At 69.9% G+C, this 16,654-nt stretch carries 18 protein-coding genes and 1 pseudogene; 10 read left to right on the top strand and 9 right to left on the bottom strand.

The window, feature by feature from the left end:
• Positions 1–50 precede the first annotated feature (50 nt).
• From ACZ418_RS14905 to ACZ418_RS14890, 4 genes are all read right to left on the bottom strand, one after another.
• Positions 51–1,085, bottom strand: coding sequence for a DMT family transporter (locus tag ACZ418_RS14905; RefSeq protein ID WP_468362285.1), 1,035 nt, complete (start codon positions 1,083–1,085; stop codon positions 51–53).
• A 37-nt stretch (positions 1,086–1,122) separates the two neighbouring features.
• On the bottom strand, positions 1,123–2,715 hold the full coding sequence (locus tag ACZ418_RS14900) for a class I adenylate-forming enzyme family protein (RefSeq protein ID WP_468362283.1): 1,593 nt from the start codon (positions 2,713–2,715) through the stop codon (positions 1,123–1,125).
• A gap of 6 nt (positions 2,716–2,721) precedes the next feature.
• Positions 2,722–4,341 (bottom strand): aminotransferase class I/II-fold pyridoxal phosphate-dependent enzyme, encoded by a 1,620-nt coding sequence (locus tag ACZ418_RS14895; protein ID WP_468362281.1) that lies wholly within the window; start codon positions 4,339–4,341, stop codon positions 2,722–2,724.
• 81 nt (positions 4,342–4,422) lie between these two features.
• Entirely contained in the window at positions 4,423–5,799 is a 1,377-nt protein-coding gene (locus tag ACZ418_RS14890) for an acyl-CoA dehydrogenase family protein (protein WP_468362279.1), read from the bottom strand.
• Between the two features lie 66 nt (positions 5,800–5,865).
• Here ACZ418_RS14890 and ACZ418_RS14885 point away from each other — a divergent pair, with 66 nt between their 5' ends.
• On the top strand, positions 5,866–6,465 hold the full coding sequence (locus ACZ418_RS14885; RefSeq protein ID WP_468362277.1) for a TetR family transcriptional regulator: 600 nt from the start codon (positions 5,866–5,868) through the stop codon (positions 6,463–6,465).
• Positions 6,466–6,583: 118 nt separating this feature from the next.
• On the opposite strand, the gene ACZ418_RS14880 is transcribed toward ACZ418_RS14885, so the two are convergent.
• Genes ACZ418_RS14880 through ACZ418_RS14870 form a run of 3 tightly spaced genes read right to left on the bottom strand, consistent with a single transcriptional unit; the run spans position 6,584 to position 8,642 of the window.
• Positions 6,584–7,297 (bottom strand): HAD family hydrolase, encoded by a 714-nt coding sequence (locus tag ACZ418_RS14880; RefSeq protein WP_468362275.1) that lies wholly within the window; start codon positions 7,295–7,297, stop codon positions 6,584–6,586.
• Positions 7,294–7,623: a LysR family transcriptional regulator gene (locus ACZ418_RS14875; RefSeq protein WP_468362273.1), complete on the bottom strand. Its 330-nt coding sequence runs from the start codon at positions 7,621–7,623 to the stop codon at positions 7,294–7,296. Before ACZ418_RS14875 ends, ACZ418_RS14880 begins: the two co-directional genes overlap by 4 nt.
• Positions 7,624–7,661: 38 nt before the next feature.
• Positions 7,662–8,642 carry a ScbA/BarX family gamma-butyrolactone biosynthesis protein gene (locus ACZ418_RS14870; RefSeq protein WP_468362271.1) on the bottom strand — a complete coding sequence of 327 codons (981 nt, stop codon included), beginning with the start codon at positions 8,640–8,642 and terminating at the stop codon, positions 7,662–7,664.
• 137 nt (positions 8,643–8,779) lie between these two features.
• Here ACZ418_RS14870 and ACZ418_RS14865 point away from each other — a divergent pair, with 137 nt between their 5' ends.
• The 4 genes from ACZ418_RS14865 to ACZ418_RS14850 all read left to right on the top strand — a co-directional run bounded on the left by ACZ418_RS14865 (position 8,780) and on the right by ACZ418_RS14850 (position 12,232).
• Entirely contained in the window at positions 8,780–9,382 is a 603-nt protein-coding gene (locus ACZ418_RS14865) for a ScbR family autoregulator-binding transcription factor (RefSeq protein ID WP_468362269.1), read from the top strand.
• A gap of 308 nt (positions 9,383–9,690) precedes the next feature.
• Positions 9,691–10,044: a hypothetical protein gene (locus tag ACZ418_RS14860; RefSeq protein WP_468362267.1), complete on the top strand. Its 354-nt coding sequence runs from the start codon at positions 9,691–9,693 to the stop codon at positions 10,042–10,044.
• Complete coding sequence (locus ACZ418_RS14855; protein ID WP_468362265.1) at positions 10,041–11,357, top strand: WXG100-like domain-containing protein; 1,317 nt, start codon at positions 10,041–10,043, stop codon at positions 11,355–11,357. Before ACZ418_RS14860 ends, ACZ418_RS14855 begins: the two co-directional genes overlap by 4 nt.
• Complete coding sequence (locus ACZ418_RS14850; RefSeq protein ID WP_468362263.1) at positions 11,354–12,232, top strand: hypothetical protein; 879 nt, start codon at positions 11,354–11,356, stop codon at positions 12,230–12,232. The genes ACZ418_RS14855 and ACZ418_RS14850 overlap by 4 nt, the downstream gene beginning before the upstream one ends.
• Before the next feature lie 74 nt (positions 12,233–12,306).
• Here ACZ418_RS14850 and ACZ418_RS14845 read toward each other — a convergent pair whose 3' ends face one another.
• Together ACZ418_RS14845 and ACZ418_RS14840 are read right to left on the bottom strand one after the other, a co-directional pair.
• A complete protein-coding gene (locus tag ACZ418_RS14845; RefSeq protein ID WP_468362261.1) occupies positions 12,307–12,627 on the bottom strand; it encodes a DUF397 domain-containing protein in 321 nt (106 codons plus the stop codon).
• An 11-nt stretch (positions 12,628–12,638) separates the two neighbouring features.
• Positions 12,639–13,487, bottom strand: a complete 849-nt coding sequence (locus tag ACZ418_RS14840; RefSeq protein WP_468362259.1) for a helix-turn-helix domain-containing protein — start codon at positions 13,485–13,487, stop codon at positions 12,639–12,641.
• A gap of 201 nt (positions 13,488–13,688) precedes the next feature.
• On the opposite strand from ACZ418_RS14840, the gene ACZ418_RS14835 reads away from it, so the two are divergent.
• From ACZ418_RS14835 to ACZ418_RS14815, 5 genes and pseudogenes are all read left to right on the top strand, one after another.
• Positions 13,689–14,129 (top strand): ATP-binding protein, encoded by a 441-nt coding sequence (locus ACZ418_RS14835; protein WP_468362257.1) that lies wholly within the window; start codon positions 13,689–13,691, stop codon positions 14,127–14,129.
• Positions 14,130–14,311: 182 nt separating this feature from the next.
• On the top strand, positions 14,312–14,899 hold the full coding sequence (locus tag ACZ418_RS14830) for a Uma2 family endonuclease (RefSeq protein ID WP_468362255.1): 588 nt from the start codon (positions 14,312–14,314) through the stop codon (positions 14,897–14,899).
• Between the two features lie 157 nt (positions 14,900–15,056).
• Positions 15,057–15,242, top strand: a pseudogene (locus ACZ418_RS14825) (serine/threonine-protein kinase); the annotation flags it as partial.
• Positions 15,214–15,630 (top strand): protein kinase domain-containing protein, encoded by a 417-nt coding sequence (locus ACZ418_RS14820; protein ID WP_468362253.1) that lies wholly within the window; start codon positions 15,214–15,216, stop codon positions 15,628–15,630. The pseudogene ACZ418_RS14825 and the gene ACZ418_RS14820, both read left to right, overlap by 29 nt.
• A 60-nt stretch (positions 15,631–15,690) precedes the next feature.
• Positions 15,691–16,635 (top strand): C40 family peptidase, encoded by a 945-nt coding sequence (locus ACZ418_RS14815; RefSeq protein ID WP_468362347.1) that lies wholly within the window; start codon positions 15,691–15,693, stop codon positions 16,633–16,635.
• The last annotated feature ends 19 nt before the right edge of the window (positions 16,636–16,654 follow it).

Below are 16,654 nucleotides of genomic sequence, written 5' to 3'. Positions count from 1 at the left end.
GCGGGGGGTGCACCCCCGGGCAGCCGCCCTTCGGTCGGCCTGACGGTCGATCAGCGGCTCGCCGCGACCGGGGAGGTCTTCCCGTCCGTCGCCGTCACCGTCGCCGTCACCGCCGGCTTGACGGCCGCGGCCTTCGCCGCCGCTGCCGCCGCCGTGCGCTGGGCGACCCGGCGCAGGTACAGGTTGTTGAAGATCAGCGCCAGCGCGGTCAGCGAGGCGCCGGCCACCTGCATGCCGGCCGGGACCACACCGGTCAGCGCCGAGATGACGAACGCGGTGACAGGGACGACGTCCATGAAGAGGACACCGTTGAGCGGGCCGAGGTAGCGGTTGCCGAAGTTCCAGCCGAGGACGCCCACGAACCCGGCGATGATGCTCATGTAGGCGAGCTCGGGGAGGATCGTCGTCACGGCGTGGCCGGACGGGACCGGGACGCCGCCCGTGGCCAGGATGACCGCCGTGATGACGGTGGCGCTGGCCAGGCCCAGGACCGTGGTGATCGCGGTGTACTTGATCGGCGACCAGCCCGGGAAGTACGTCGCACCGGAGGTGTAGATCACCCAGCACAGCGCGGCGAAGAGGAGCAGCGCGTCGGGGCCGAGGTCACCCGGGTGGGAGAGCAGCGTGGACAGGCTGCCGTCGGAGACCACCAGGATGACACCGACGAACGACATCGCGATGAAGGCCAGCGCGCCCTTGGGCGGAACCACCTTGCGCAGCACCCAGTTGACCAGGAAGCCCATCATGGGCATGGTCGCCATCATGATCGAGGCGTTCAGGGCGCCCCGGGCACCGATGAGGTCCTGACCGAAGAACACGAGGAACTGGAATCCGGCGAAGCCCGCCGTGCCGAACAGCCAGGCGAGGCCGATCCGCTCGCCCTTCAGCTTCAGCCCGGCCGAGCCCTCGCGCAGCCGCAGGAACACCAGGAACATCGCGCCGGCGATCGCGTACCGCAGGCAGGTGAAGGTGAACGGGTCGATGTGCTTCAGGGTCACGTCCATGAGGGGGAACATCGCTCCCCAGGACACGGTCGCGAGGAGGCAGAGCAGCACGCCCCGGCCGTAGTTCTTCTGATCGTTCATGACTCTTCCTGTCGAGTGGGGGACGGAACGGGGTGGGTCAGGCGGGGATGAGGTCGGTGGTGCCGCGGCGGGCCGCGGCCTCGGCGCGGACCGGCGGCAGGACCGTCTCCAGCAGCCGCGCGGCGCGCACCTTGCCGGTCGGGCTGTACGGGATCGCCTCCACCGGGACGACGTACGCCGGCAGGCACGGCACCCGGCGGGCGCAGGCGGCGGTGACCGCGCGCCGGCCGCTCTCCAGCCGCTCCGGGGAGACCGCGGCGAACGGCACGATCAGCACGTCCTCGCCGGTCTCGGGCAGCTTGGTGCGCAGCACGGCGGTCTCGCGGACACAGGGCAGGTCCATCAGGTCGTTCTCCAGGCCGAAGATGTTGACGTCGAGCGGCTTGCCCTCGGCCGCCTTGGAGACGCCGTCGTTGCGGCCGGTGAGTTCGAGCCGGCCCGCCTCGTCGATGAAGCCGCTGTCGCCGGTGAGCAGGAAGCGCTGGGTACGGCCGCCGTAGTCGAGGGTGAGGAACTCCGGCTCGGCGGTGGCGTAGGCGTCCATCAGCTGGTAGCTGGCGATCGCGACCCGGCCGCGCATGCCCTTGGGCAGCGGACGGTTCTCCGGGTCCAGTACGGCGATGGTGTTGCCCGGCATCGGACGCCCGGAGCGGCAGGGGGCCACATGCAGCTCCTCGGGGCCGATCATGACGTTCACGCCGGTCTCGGTGGTGCCGTAGTAGAGGTGCAGCACCGGGCCGAGGCGGTCCCAGGTGTTGTTGACGACCCAGCGGTTGAGATGCCGGCCGCCGGAGAGCACGAAGTGCAGCCGGGAGGTCTTGTGCAGATGCTCGGAGGCCGGGTGGGCCACGACCCGCTTGAGGACCGGCGGGACCATGAGCGTGGTGGAGACGCCCTCGTTCTGGATGAGCCGGATCAGGGCTTCCTCGTCGTCGTACGGGCCGAGCACGATCGTGCCGCCGAGGGCCAGGAAGATCCGCGCCCAGCCGGGGCCCGAGGCGTGGTACAGCGGGACCGTCACCAGGTGGACGTCGTTCTCGTCGAAGGAGTACTGGTCCACCAGGTCGGCGAACCGGCGCGCCTCGAAGGAGGCCCGGCGGATCACCAGCTTGGGGATGCCGCTGGTGCCGGAGGTGAAGGAGAACGCCTCGAACGGCTGCTCCACCGCCCGGGGTTCGCGCGGCTCGGACAGCAGCAGGTCGGTGAAGGAGACGCCGGCCGTGTTCTTCGGTGGGTCGCTGTCCAGCCGGATGTCGAGCACGTCCCGCCCGTCGGGCCAGCCGACCTCGGTGAGTACGGCGCGGTGGGCGGTGGTGCTGATGACCACGGTCGGCCGCAGCTGCTCCAGCGCGCCGGCGGTGGCCTCGGGCCCGGCGGTGTAGTCGAGGCCGACGCACGGGATGCCGAGCGAGGAGACGGCCGCCATGGCGACGACCAGCTCCCAGCGGTTCTCGGCGACGAACACGGCACGGGCGGGCCGTATGTCCGGCAGCCGTTCCTCGATGGCGCTCGCCACGCGGGCCACCTTGTCGGCGAGGCTGGCCCAGGTCAGCCGTACCTCACCGTCGACCACGGCGACGTGCCCGGGCCGGCGTGCGGCGTGCTTGCGGATGTCCGACAGCTTGATCATGGACGGTCACTTCCTTCCGGCGGGGATTGCGGGAGCAGCGGTAACAGCGGCGGTGGGGGTGGGGGCGGGCGTCGCGGGGACGGCCGGTCCCGAGGGGACGCCGTACGCGGCCGTGGAGGCGCCCGGCTGGTGGAGGGTGTAGATCTCGCAGCCGCTGGAGCGCAGCGCGTCGATCTCGCCGAGGGTGCGGTCGCACAGCCGCTCGCCGGGCACGGTGATGGGGATGCCGGGCGGGTAGGCGATGATGAAGTGGTCCGAGGTGCCCTGGGTCAGGGCCGCGGACGCGGTGCGGTAGGTGCGCTGGATGGTGCGCAGCGCCTCCAGCAGCCGCAGCAGCGTGGCCTCGTCGACGCCGATGTGGACGTGGAAGAGCACGGCGTCGCCGCTCTCCCGGGCCACGTACAGGGCGTAGTCGTCGAAGAGGATCCGGCGGAAGTCGGCCGCGGTGATGCCGAGCGCGCTGATGTCCACCAGCACCCGGGTCGGGTCGTCGCTCACCAGCAGCGCCGGGTCCGTCAGATGACCCTCGGGGCCCAGCGCCCGGTACGCCGACAGGCGCGGGTCGCCGCCGAGTTCGGCACGCAGGGTGCGGGCCAGGTTCAGCGACCGCTCCAGCAGCTGCTCGCCCTCGGTCTCGGCCTGCAGCCGGGCCAGGTCCAGACTGGCCAGCACCGGCCAGCTCGGCGAGGTGGTGTGGTGCTGGAACAGCGCCTGCGCGGTGCGTTCCTGGGCCTCGCCGTCGCCGATCAGATGCAGATACGAACCCTGCCGCAGCGCCGACATCGACTTGTGCGCGGAGTGCGTCACGGCCACCGCGAGCGGCAGCGGGCCCCCGGTGCGGCGCAGGTGCTCCACCGCGTGCAGCGCGGTGAGCGGCCGCAGTTGCGGGTGGAAGCGGTGCACCGCGCCCCAGGCCTCGTCGACCAGCACGGACACCGTCGGGTGGGCGGCGGCCAGGTGGGCCAGCACCGTCGGCAGGTCGTAGCGGACACCGTCGTACGACACCGCGGACAGCACGACCGTGTCGTACGGCCGCCCCTCTTGCACCGCCGTGCGGAACGTCTCCAGCAGCCGGGGCAGGTCGCCGAAGGTGCGCGGGCAGTCGGCGCAGCAGCGCTGCATGGGCGCGTAGGTGACGTCGACGCCGAGGGCGCCGAGCGCGAAGTGCACGGACTGGTGGCAGCTGCGGTCGGCGAGCACCCGGCTGCCGGGACGGGCCAGCGCGGTCAGGGCGACCCGGTTGGCGGTGCTGGTGCCGGTCGACAGGAAGAACGTGGCGTCGGCGCCGAAGCCGGCGGCGGCCAGCCGCTGGGCCTCGCGGAGCGGGCCGCGCGGCCGGAAGAAGGAGTCGAGCATCGTGCCGCTGTACGACACGTCGGCGGCGAGCTGGGCCGCGCCGAAGAGGGCCTCGTAGGACTCCCGGACGCGGGAGTCGCGGATCGATCGGCCGTGGGAGAGCGGAAGGGCGTGGAAGGAGGCGATGTCCCGGCGGGCCACCGCGAGCACGGCATCGGCCAGCGGCGTCCGGCTCGCCCCGTGACGCCCGGGCAGGGACGCCTGACGCCCGGGGGAGGGCGCCGGAGCGCGCTCCCCGTCGTCGGGAGTGGAGCTGGTGGGTTCGGTCATGAGTCCCATGAAACAAAACCTTCGCGAAGGTATCAATTATTATCGGGAACGCTGATGACAGCGGCCGACGGCCTCAAGCGATCATCCTCTGACCTGCGAAAACACGCCGGCCGTGTACGCCGCTGCCGCCGACCCCGGCTGGAGGGCGCCGTGCGCCGCCACGGCGTGCAGGTCGCGCCAGGCCCGCTGCAGCGGATTCGAACGGTCCAGGGCGCGGCTGCCGGCCGTCCGGAACAGTTGCTCCACCGCGCCGGTCAGCATGCCGGCGGCGAGCGAGGCGTCCCGCTGGTTGCACGCGGCCGTCTCCGGTTCGAAGGCGGCGGCCGGGGTGAGCGCCGCGCGGTCCGCGCGCTGCGCCGCCGCCTGGAGCAGCAGCGCGGCCGCGTCGATCTCGCCCGAGCAGCGGGCGAACGTCTGCTGCACACCGGGGTCCCCCGGCCCGCCGCGCTCACGGGCCAGCGCGGTCCACGCGTCCAGGGCACCGCGCGCCGCACCGAGCCCGGGCGCGCAGAACAGCAGCGCGGCGACCAGGGTGTACGGCACCCGGTGGCAGGGCGCCGCGTCGGCCTCGGGCACGCCCGTCATCAGGGTGTCGCGCAGACAGCTGCGGTGCTCCGGGACGAAGGCGTCCTCGACGGAGACCGAGTGGCTGCCGGTGCCGCGCAGACCGACGCTGTCCCAGGTGCGGTGTACGCGGATGTCGGCGCGGGGGAGCAGCAGGATGCGGTAGGCGGGGGGTGTTGTGGGGGGCTGCGGCTGCTGGTTGGTGGTGGGCGCTGTGGTCGGCGGTCGGTTGGGGGTGGTGGGCGGTTCGGTCGGCGGTCGGTTCGGGGTGGTGGGCGCTGCGGTCGGCTGCCGGTCGGGGGTGGTGGGCGCTGCGGTCGGCTGCTGGGTGAGGGTGGTGGGCGGTTCGGTCGGCTGCTCGTCGAACGGAGCGGTGGGTCTGCCCGCCGGTCGTTCGTCGAGAGTGGCGAGCAGGATCCAGTCGGCGTGTTCTATGCCGCTGGCGAAGGACCAACCGCCGGTGAGCCGCCAGCCGCCGGGCACCCGGGTGAGCCGGCCGGCGGGCGGTACGACGGCCGCCGCGATCGGCGTGTCGGGGGTGTCCGCCCACAACTCGGCCTGGGCCGCCTCGGGCAGATGGGCCGCCAGCCGACCGTGCCCGGCCAGCAGGGCGCAGCACCACGCGGTGGACGCGCAGGCCTCGCCCACGGCGGCCACCGCGTTCACCAACTCGGTGAAGCCGCCCGCCCGTCCGCCCCAGCGGCGCGGAACGAAGTGGCGTGCGAATCCGGCGGCGGGCAGGGCGGCGACCACCTCGGGGTGCAGACGGGCGGCCTCCTCGGAGGCGCGGGCGTGCCGCGCGGCGAGGCCGGACACGAGGTTCGGGGCGAGGGGAAGGACGGCGGGGAGGGTGTTGGGAAGCGCGGTGGGAAGCGCGGGGACGGTGGTGGTCATGGCTGCCTCTCTGGAGACGCTCGGAAGACGGGTAGAAAAAAATTCGATCGGGAAGGTATTTTCTTGGTGAGTACATCGGTCGACACGGGGACGGACGAGGTGAAGCAGGACAGAGCACGACGGACACACGAGCTGCTTCTCGACACGGCGGCGGCCGAGTTCGTCCTCCACGGATTCGCGGGCACGAACCTGTCCGACATCGCCGCCCGCGCCCGCCTCACCAAGGGCGCGCTCTACGGCCACTTCGCCTCGAAGGCGGAGCTGGCCGAGGAGCTGACCCGGGGTTTCGAGGAGGCGTGGGACAAGGTGCTGGCCTCGGCCGGGACTTCGCTGCGGGAACTGACCGTGGGGCTGGCCCGCAGGATGGACGAGGACGTGCGGTTCGCCGCGGGGTTGCGGCTGACGACGGATACGGCGCGGGTGGAGCGTACGGAGCCGACGCCCCTCGGTGAGCTGAGATGCCGGGTGAGGGAGTTGATCCTGGAGGCGCAGCGGGAGGGGCGGATCGACGCGGGGCACCGGCCGGAGGTGCTGGCGCGGATGGTGGTGGCGTTGGTGGTGGGCGTGCAGGGCACCGCGTGGGCCTCGGCCGGGGACTCCGCCGAGCTCTGGGAGTCCGTGCTGTTGGCGCTGTCGGGGTCGGGCGCGGCTCAGCTCGGGGAGTGACGGGTTCGCCGGCGGGTGCGGGTGTGCCGTGGCCGGTCGCGCAGTTCCCCGCGCCCCTTCGGGGGCGGCGACCCCGCCGTTCTCTTCGAGGCGCGGGAAACTACGGAATGACTGGCCGTCAGGCGGCCGGCGTCAGAAGACCGCTCAACGCCGGGCTCGGCAGGCGGGGCCAGTTGCTGAGGGCGGCCCGGGCGGTCAGGACCGGGTCACTCCCTACGACCACCGGGTGGCCCACGCTGCTCAGCAGGGGCAGATCGCTGGCGTCGTCCGCGTACGCGTGGCAGTCGGCGGGGTCGAGGCCGAAGGCCGTCATGACACGGTGGGCCGCGTCCGCCTTGGCGTCGCCGATCATGGGGCGGTCGACGAGGTCGCCGCTGAGGATGCCGTCGGTGACCTCGGGCGTGGTGCAGATGAGCAGGTCGGCGCCGACGGACCGGCTGATGGGGGCCAGGCAGGCGGCGAAGGAGCCGGACAGCAGGATCGTGAGGTGTCCGGCGCGGTGGTGGTGCCTCAAGGCCTCGCGGACCGGTGGGTGGAAGAGGCCGCGGGCGTGTTCGCGGGCGAACCACAGCCGGCCGCTCTCCTCCAGGTCCCGCTCGTGGCTGCCGCGCAGCAGGTGGTAGTAGGCGCGGTTGACCTGTTCCCGGGGGACGCCCGAGCGGAGCTGGTGGCCGAGGGCGGCGCGGGCCGCGGTGAGACGGGCGGGGGCGCGGCCCTCACGGTCCCAGTGGAAGGCGAGGAAGCTCAGCATGCTCTTGCAGGAGATGAGCGTCTCGTCGACGTCGAAGAAGGCGGCGGTGTCAGGTCTGTCGGGGTCGGTCGTCGTGGTCATGAGTCGGGAAACCTCTGCGGAAGAAGGGAAGCGTGGGCGGCGTGCGTGGTGGCCGTGGTGGGCCGGGTGTCGCAGCGCAGTTCCGTGCGGGCGGCCTCGACGAGGTCGAGGATTCGGTCGGCGTACGGGCACAACCGGGCGCCCGCCGGGGTCAGTTCGACGGCGCGGTTGCCGCGGCGGACGAACAGCGGCTGGCCCACGGCCTCCTCCAGGCCCTTGATCTGGGCGGTGATGGTCGGCTGGGAGTAGTGCAGATTGCGGGCCGCGCGGGTGAAGCTCAGCTCGCGGGCGACCTCGCGGAAGGTACGCAGGCGCTGGATGTCCATGCCGGGTCCTGTCAGTCCCATCAGTCCTGTCGGTCCCGTCAGGCCCGGACGAAGAGGGCGTCGGCCTCGGCGAGGGTGCGCTCGCCCTGGACGGCGGTGAGGCGCAGCAGCCCCTCGGGGCCGGTGGCCGAGCGGATGACGATGGGCTGGAACAGCTCCCCGAAGGACAGGAACCGGGCCTGGAGCGCGGTGAGGGCACAGTCGCGGGCCGCGGTCAGATGGCCCGCCTGGCGGAACGCCTCCAGCAGCATCATGCCGGGCACGTGGTCGGAAGGGTGTTCGAAGTACCCCGGGTGCCGCAGGTCGACGTGGAGCAGCCAGGTCGAGGAGTCGGCGTCGGTCGCGGTGCGCAGCAGCACGTTGGCGTCCTGGCGGCCGGCGATGACGGGTGCGGTCGAAGGGGCCGCCGTGCCCGGGGCTTCCGAGGCCGCCGGGGTTGCCGGAGTTGCCGGGGTGCTGCCGACGATGTCGCGGCCGCGGTGCCGTATGACCCCGTAGCGACGCGCGTCGACCACGACGACGGCGACCGAACCGTAGGCGCAGGGCCGGCCGTCGACCTCGATGGTGATGTCGAGCCGGGCGTCGAAGCGGCGGGCGTCGGAGGTGGCGGTCGAGGCGACGGTGACGTCCAGGACGGCGCCGAGCGGGGTGCCGCCCACGCGGAGGGCGTCGAGATCGCTGATGTGCAGGTCGAGCGACTTGAAGACGAAGTGGTGGCCGAGCGGGACGTCGTAGTACCGGTGGAGCAGGAAGATCCCGGCCTGCCGGACCGTTTCGGCAAGCAGCATGAAGTCGCAGCGGCCGGACGGGTCGGGGTGGTAGAGCGCGTGGTGGCGCGGCCACTGGGCGCCCACCACGAAGCGGTCGGTGGCGACCGGGGCGCCGTCGGTGAGGAAGACCTCGGTGACGGAGGCGCGGTGCACCAGTTGCCGCGGGACCGTGCGGTCGAAGGTGAGCGCGGCGCGGGCGTCCTCGGCGGACGCGGACGCGGATGTGGACCGGAGCGTGCTGACAGACATGCCTGTTTCCCCCCAAGGCTGAATGCGTACGCGCAAAGGGGACCTTCGTGACTCTTCGGCCTTACGCGGCCCCCCGCCAAGAAATATACCTTCGAGAATGTATATTGCAACGCAGAACATGGGGAAGGTGGAGCGACATGCAAACCAGCAGGGCGGAGCCGAAGCAGGAGCGGGCGCGGCGGACCAGGGCGCAGATCCTCCAGATGGCGGCCGAACTCTTCGCCGAGCGCGGCTACGCCACGGTGACGCTGCAGGACGTCGCCGAGCGGGCGTCCATGACCAAGGGGGCGGTGTACTTCCACTACAAGAACAAGGAAGACCTCGCCGTCGCCGTGGTGCAGGAGCACTACGCCCGCTGGCCGGTGCTGCTGGCGGAGGTCTCGGCCGGCGAACTGCCGCCGTACGAGGCGCTCGTCGCGGTGCTGGACCGGGTCACCGGGGCCTTCCGCGACGATGTGGTGGTGCAGGCGGGTGCGCGGCTGCAGATCGAGCGGTCGCTGATCGACGCGGACCTGCCCGAGCCGTACGTCGGCTGGGAGGACTATCTCACCGGGCTGGTCGAGGCGATGGACAAGGCCGGCGAACTGCGCCCCGGCGTCACCCCGCGCTCGGCGGCCCGGGTGCTCGTCTCCGCGTTCTTCGGCATGCAGCACATCTCCGACGTCCTCAGCCGTCGGGCCGATCTGGCGGAGCGGTACGGGGAGTTGCGGACGGTGGTGCTGGAGGGGTTGCGGGCCTGAGGTGGGGGAGGCGGGGCGCGGGCCGAGTCTGACGGGTCGGCGGGGGCCGCCTCCAGGCCGCCGCCTATGCCGAATGTGCCCGTTACCCCTCGGGCACGCAGATGAACGAGGTGGGCGAGCCGGGCTCCCGCCTCGGGTGACGCCGGTTCAGTTGCGGGGGTGAGGTCGTCCGGCCTCTGCGGGAGTGAGATGACTCACGGCGAGCCACCTGATCTTTACCCTGCTTTGGCGCAGCTCGCAGTCGTGAACGAAACACCGCTGGCTAGAGTCGAACTTCCGGGTAGTCAACGGAGGGGGAACGCCAAGTCATGGGCGACAGCGGAAAGATACTCGACATCAAGATCGATGATCTCAAGGCGACCGCGCCGCACTTCCACGATGAAAGCGTTGCTCTTGCACACGCTCTGACCAAGCTGAAGCACGGCCTAGAGGCGGCCGGGGCGCCATGGGGTGACGACGAGCAGGGGCAGAAGTTCCACAAGGTGTACGGCCCGCACGTGACGCAGATCGAACGCGCCACCCAGATCCTGGTCGACGGTCTGGCCAGTATCCGCGAGGCCATGGTCGACATGGCGGACGGCCACATCGACAACGAAGAGCTGGTCCGCAGCATGTTCAGTCGGATCCACGTCGACCACGGCGGTAAGGGCGCGCACCAGTGAGCGTCGCGGACAAGGCCCGCAAGATCGTCCAGGACATGACCGGCATGTGGTGGCCGGCTGCGGACGAGGGCGGGCTGCGGGACGCGGCGAAGACGTGGCGGGACTTCGCCGACGACGTGGAGAAGGTCACCTCGGGTGCCAACAACGCGGCCCGCACCATCATCGAGCACAACAAGGGCGAGGCCATCTCGGCCTTCGAGGACCCGTTCTGGCGCCGCTACTACTACGACAAGCGCGGCTGGCTGAAGGATCTCGCCGACGCCGCCCGTGACATGGCCAAGGCGCTGGACGCGTACGCGGATTTCATCCACGGGGTGAAGAAGAAGCTGGAGCACGAGCTGGAGATCGCCGGTGCCACGCTTGTGGTCGGCGGCGTACTCTCCGTCGTCACGTTCAGCTTGTCCGAGGACGCCGCCGTGGCGGTGGCGGCCGGAATCGCGGACGCTGCAGCCAGCCTGGGTGTCGCGGTGTCCGAGGAGATCGCCGCCATCGCCAGTACCACCTTGGCGACCGCGGCGTTCGCCGGCGTCGAATCCGTCGCCGTGAACCTCGCCCTTACCCAGCCGATGTCTATCGCGCTCGGCGAGCAGAAGGGCGGACTCAGCATCGACGAGGCCCGCGACGCGGGCGTGGACGGTGCCATCACCGGGGGCCTCCTGGGAGGGGCCGGTGCGACTTACCGGGTTGCTCGAGCCGGAGGGTTGAGCAGCTTCTTCGACAGCATCGATGTTGGTCTCGGCGGCCCTCGTATGGCCCTGGCCGGGATTCCGGGGGATCTTGCGGAAGTCCCCGGTGACCTTGCGGCCGGTGATCGCTATGCGATGAGGGTTGGTGACTCCGACGCAGGGGGGACCGGGCCGGGAAGAGGGCCATGGCCTGTAGCCGATGGCGTTGAGGGGCCTGCGGCCGGCAAGAATTTGATGACCCCGAACGCTCGCCATACGGTCTCAGGCGCAGCGCACACCGGCAAGATTGTCGAGGCGAACAGTGTCATCCTCCGCGGCTACGAGCAGCAGGTCAATCAGGACATCGCTGACATCGCGGCCGGTAGGGGCGTCTGGAATGATCAGACTTCTCGTTACGAGGTCAACGGGCGCACGTATGGAGTCGAACCCACAGGCAGGGTGTATCCCGACAGCGGCACGGGCATCGCTAAGCTCGACCGGAACGAATACGCCGCCCTCCAGCAGATCTCCAAGGCCAAGGGTGACATCAGTGCGGCACCTCAGTTGGCCCATGCCCCGCGCTTTGTAAACAACCCACAGGCCGTACAGAAGGCCCTGGACATCTACAACGGGACCTATCCGCAATGACGTACAACCTCCTCACTGTGAAGCTTCTGACGCTCGACGCCGTCACGGAGGCGCTCGCGCAGTGCTTGCACGTGCAGGTGCAGGAAGTGGACGTCGCCGACGAGGACACCGACCAGGAGTTGCGCAACTGGGACGCTCTGGTGTTCTGCGAGAAGGCGACTGTCTGCGGTGACGTGTCCACGTACCTGGACATTTACGTTCAGGAATCGGTGCACCCGCAGCCCACCGAGCGCGAACTGGCCTCCGCCCTCGCCCGCACGGCAGGTACCGCGGTTCTCTTCCATGCCGAGGAAATGCTGCCGAGCGCGTACTGGCTGGCCACGGAGGACGGGGTCGTTACACGAGCGCGTGTGTATGAGTCCGACGACGAAGAGGCCCACTACACGATCGACAGGGTCGAGACTCCCGTCGGCCGGCTACCTCATGTCACGGTTGCCCGTATCCCCGAAGTGGTCAGCGAAGCGAAGATCGCCACCCCGCTCGGCGACGTTTTCGCGGCGCACCTGCAGCGTCTGTACCCGGAGGAGGCCGGTACCCCGGGAGCGCCGCTGTGGCGGGCACGAAGCTCCTTGGGGGCCTGGGAGAAACTCGTCCGGCAGATGGATGCGTCTTGGGCACCCTCCGGCTGGTATCCGTCCGATCTCTACCGCCAGCGTCTCGAATCGCGGGACAAGCTGGAGCAGGTACGCGGTCAACTTCCTGAGAATGCAGTTGCCCTGCTCCAGAACGCTCTTGAACCCCTGGACGCCCTGTTCGTCGAGCTGACAGTGGAGGACACCAGCCGTCTGCTCGACAAGGAGCTGGCCCGCACGGAGGGCGCAGCCTCGGAACGCGGCTGGTGGTGGAACCGCCGCCCTGACCCGCTGCCCTGGTGACGGGAGCGGGCGCGTTCCCGGGACCGTGCTTCGAAGACGGGGCTACGGATTCTCGTCTGCGCTGGCTCGATTCCTCAGCACGTGGCGACAAAGTGGTCGAACTCGCCTGCCTGTACGCCGAGTACGAAGGCGTTCCACTTGTGGCGGGTGGTCGTGACGACGTTGTCCGCGGAACGGAGGCGGAGGGGGGCGTCGCCGTTGTCGTCCCGGCTCGTGGGGGCCGGTTCCTTCTTGAGGGCGGTGAGGAGGGCTTCGAAAGCGGCGGGGGTTGTGGTGAGGATCGCTCCGGTGGGGTCGGAGGATTCGGTGAGGTGGATGGTGCCGGGGGTGGCGGCGATGTGTATGCAGGAGGCGCCCTCGGAGCAATACGACGACTTCTGCCAGTGCGGGGTCATGGGGAATCCCTTCACAGCTCACGCATCACGTTGTGGATGAGGTCTCGGGTCTTCTCCGGGACGAGCGCGACAGCGTCGATCCGGCCGAACAGCGTGCGGTATTTGTGCAGTTGGGCCTCTGCGTCGAGGAACGCCAGCCCATGGGCCTGGTCGAGATAGACGGTGTCCAACTGGGGCACCGGGCCGTGGGCGTAGTGGATCGACTGCCCCGATCCCGGGTAGGCGCCGACGCCGAAGGTGATGGCGCGCAGGGTGATGTGGTCTCGCTCGCTCATGTCGAGGAGGTGCTGAAGCTGCTGCCGGGCAACCGTGGAGCCGCCGACCTTCATGCGCAGGGCAGCCTCGTGGATGATCGCCTCGTACGGAGTCGGGTCGTCCTCGCGGAAGAGGATCGCCTGTCGTTTGATGCGGAACGACAGCCGGTGCTCGATGTCGGGCGGCGACAGTTCGGTGACCGCCTGCCGGAAGATCTCGAGTGCGTATTCGCGGGTCTGGAGCAGGCCGGGGATGCGAGCTGTGGTGGAGTCGCGCAGTGAATGCGCGTGGTGCTCCAGCTCTGCCAGATCGATGAGTGGACCGGAGAGCACTTCGCGGTACTGCTCCCACCAGCCGCGTGTCCGTTCGGAGGTCATGGCGGCGAGTGCCTGGACGAGGGCCTCATCGGCGCAGTCGTAATGGCAGGCGAGCGTGCGTACCCGTTCAGCGCTCACCCCAATGCGCCCGGCCTCCGTGTTGCTGATCTGGTTCTGCTTCACGCCGAGCAGTTGACCGGCCTCCGTGGCAGTCAGTCCCGCGCGCTCGCGCAGTTTCCGCAGCTCGGCACCGAGCCGAAGCTGACGACCCGTCGGACTGCTTCTCACGGGCTTGCCGCCTCCTTGGCGCTCCGGTCACCCACACAGGTGAAAGCTAATACGGATCCCGATATTCGGCTAATGCATTAGCCGAACGCCGCTACCTTACAACTGGGCCCCTCGCTCAGAAGCGCACCGACCGACGGGACGGCAGGCCACTGGGCAATCGAACAACCGCACCTCAACCCCCCTCCTCGACTGGAGACTTCGATGCCCACCGTATCCCCGCCCTGGGCCTACACCCTCCACCTTCCCCGCGATCCACGCGCACCGGGGATCGCCCGCGCAACCCTCCGTACCGTCCTCGCCGCGCACGACTTCTCCTCGCTCACCCCCGCCGCCGAACTCGTGGCCGCCGAGCTGCTCGCCAACGCGCATCTGCACACTTCCGGCCCGTACGGCCTGCGTCTCCTCGGCAGGGAGCCAGGGCGGCTGACGGTGGGTGTCTGGGACAGTGACCCGCGCGTGCCGCCCGGCTTCGCCGCCGACGCTGCGCCCGAGGGCGTACCGGAGGACGCCGAATGCGGGCGGGGGCTGCAGCTCGTGCGGGCCTGCGCCGACTCCTGGGGTGTTTCCGTGCTGCGGGAGCTGGGCGCGTCCAGGGGCGGCAAGCTGCTGTGGGCGGATTGTCAGAGCCGTGACGTACCGTAATCGGGTGCGGCCAGAGTGTCAGGGAGGATGCCGTGGCGGCGGTGAGGGTGCGCAGTGCAGAGGCGGGGCGGGAGGCTGCCCAGTACCTTGGGTGCGAAGCCGAGCGGGACGTCGGGCCTCCCACCGAACCCGCTCGGTCGGCCGATGATGCCACCGAGGCGGAAGGACGGAGGCAGCGAGCCATGTCCGTGTCGTCCGGCACCTGGGGCGCCCCGCATTCCCGGTCGGGGAACCTGCGCGAGGTCGCGGAGAGCATCGAGGAAGCGACGGGTCTGCGGGCGCAGATCGTGGGAGGGAAGATCGTGATGTCCCCGACTCCGCGTGGTAAGCACGCGGGTGTGGTGAAGCGGTTGCGACGACAGCTCGAGGGCATGGCCCTTCCCGACGGGCTGGATGTGTACGAGGTGTCCTCGATCGCCCTCGCCGACGACCCGGACGACTATGTGACGCCGGATCTGATCGTTCTGCCCATGGAGTGGGAAGACGACGACGACTGGCTGGCCGCGTCCGAGGACGCCGCACTCGCCGTCGAGGTCATCTCCTCCTCCGAGAAGTCCCGGGACATCCGTGACAAGGCCGACTGGTATGCCGTAGCGCGCGTCCCTCTCCTGCTCGTCATCGACCCGCGCAAGGCCACCTGGGCCCTGCACAGCCGGCCTGACAACGGCGCCTACCAGGACGTGCTGCCGGGAAAGTTCGGGGAGCCGGTGCCGTTGCCCGAGCCGTTCGGAGCTGAGGTCGGCACTGGTGACTTCCCGGTGTACGGGTAAGCCGCGCGTCAAACAGGGGCCGCGACCAGCGATCAGTGAAACACCTCGGACGGCCAACTGATCTTCATGGCAGGGTGTGTCCGTGGACGCACTCAAGCCCCAGGATCCGACGCACATAGGCACGCACACGCTGCTCGCCCGGCTCGGGGCGGGTGGGATGGGGCAGGTCTATCTCGGGCGGTCGCCCGGTGGGCGGCTCGTCGCCATCAAGGTGATCCGGGACGAGATTACCGGGCATCCCGAGGCGCTGGCGCGTTTCCGGCGCGAGGTGGAGACAGCGCGGGCGGTCCGGAGTGCATACACCGCCAACCTGATTGACTCCTCGTTGGACAGCGCACCGTACTGGCTGGCCACGGAGTACGTCACCGGCCCCACCCTCGCCCAGGCGGTCGCCGAACGGGGTCCCCCTGCCCGTCGAGACCTGCCGCAGCCTCTTCGCTGCCCTTGCCGAGGGCCTCGCGGCCGTCCATGGGCATGGGGTGACGCATCGGGATCTGAAGCCGCAGAACGTCATCCTCTCGCCGCAGGGACCACTGCTCATCGACTTCGGCATCGCCCGCGGAACCGAGGACACGGCCCTGACCCAGACCGGGTTCACTCCGGGCACACCCGGTTACAGCGCCCCTGAGGTCCTGATCCGCAATCAGGAGAGCAGCTACGTCAACAGTGGTGACATGCCGCCATTTTCTTCAGCATTGGCAGTGAACCGTAGCCGCATGGGGGAAAGTTGAACCGTGCGGAAGGTATGGGTGATCGGTGGGGCGGCCGTCGGGCTCGGCCTGAGCTTCGTGATGCTGCTCGTCGTGGGGGTGTACGTCGTCGCCGGCAACCTCGCCAACGGCGTCGGCTCGGGCAGTGTGGGACTGGCCAAGGGAGCTGTTCCGGCGGCGTACAAGACACTGGTGCAGAAGTGGGGCAATATGTGCTCCGCCCTCAACCCCGCCCTGCTGGCCGCCCAGTTGTACCAGGAGAGCGGCTTCAACCCCAACGCCCAGAGCCCGGCGAAGGCGGAGGGGATAGCGCAGTTCATCCCCGGGACGTGGGCGACGCACGGGGTCGACGGCAACGGCGATGGTGTCCGCAACGTCTGGGACCCGAACGACGCGATTCCGTCGGCCGCCGCGTACGACTGCGAACTCGCCAAGTACGTCAAGGACGTGCCCGGGAACGTCTCGGAGAACATGCTCGCCGCCTACAACGCGGGTGCTTACGCGGTGATCAAGTACGGGGGCGTACCGCCGTACCAGGAGACCCGGAACTACGTGAAGACGATCACGACTCTGGAGAAGAGCTTCGCCGCGCCCGTCACCCGCGTCGACCCGACCCGGCAAGCCGCCGGTGCCATCGACTTCGCGCAGAAGAAGCTGGGGACGCCCTATCTGTGGGGCGGGGAGGGGTCTGCCGAGCAGGGTGGGCGGTTCGACTGCTCGGGGCTGACGCAGGCCGCGTACGCGACGGTCGGGATCACGCTGCCGCGTGTGGCCAATGACCAGTACAACGCCGGGCCGCATCCGTCACGGGATCAGTTGCTCCCGGGTGACCTCGTGTTCTTCTCCACCGATCCCAGCGACTCGCGGGCCATCCATCACGTGGGGATCTATGTGGGCGGCGGGTACATGATCGACGCGCCGAGGACCGGAGCGGTCATTCGGTTCGATCCGATCGACACGGGGGACTACTTCGGCGCCACCCGCGTCACCGAAGATGGCGCAAAAGCGCTCCCCACGACGGTTTGAGACGGTGTGACCGAGCGTG

It is taken from the genome of Streptomyces sp. NPDC030820, assembly GCF_055572075.1.
The sequence above is the reverse complement of the archived record's forward strand: the minus strand, read 5'-3'. Positions and strand labels throughout refer to the sequence as shown.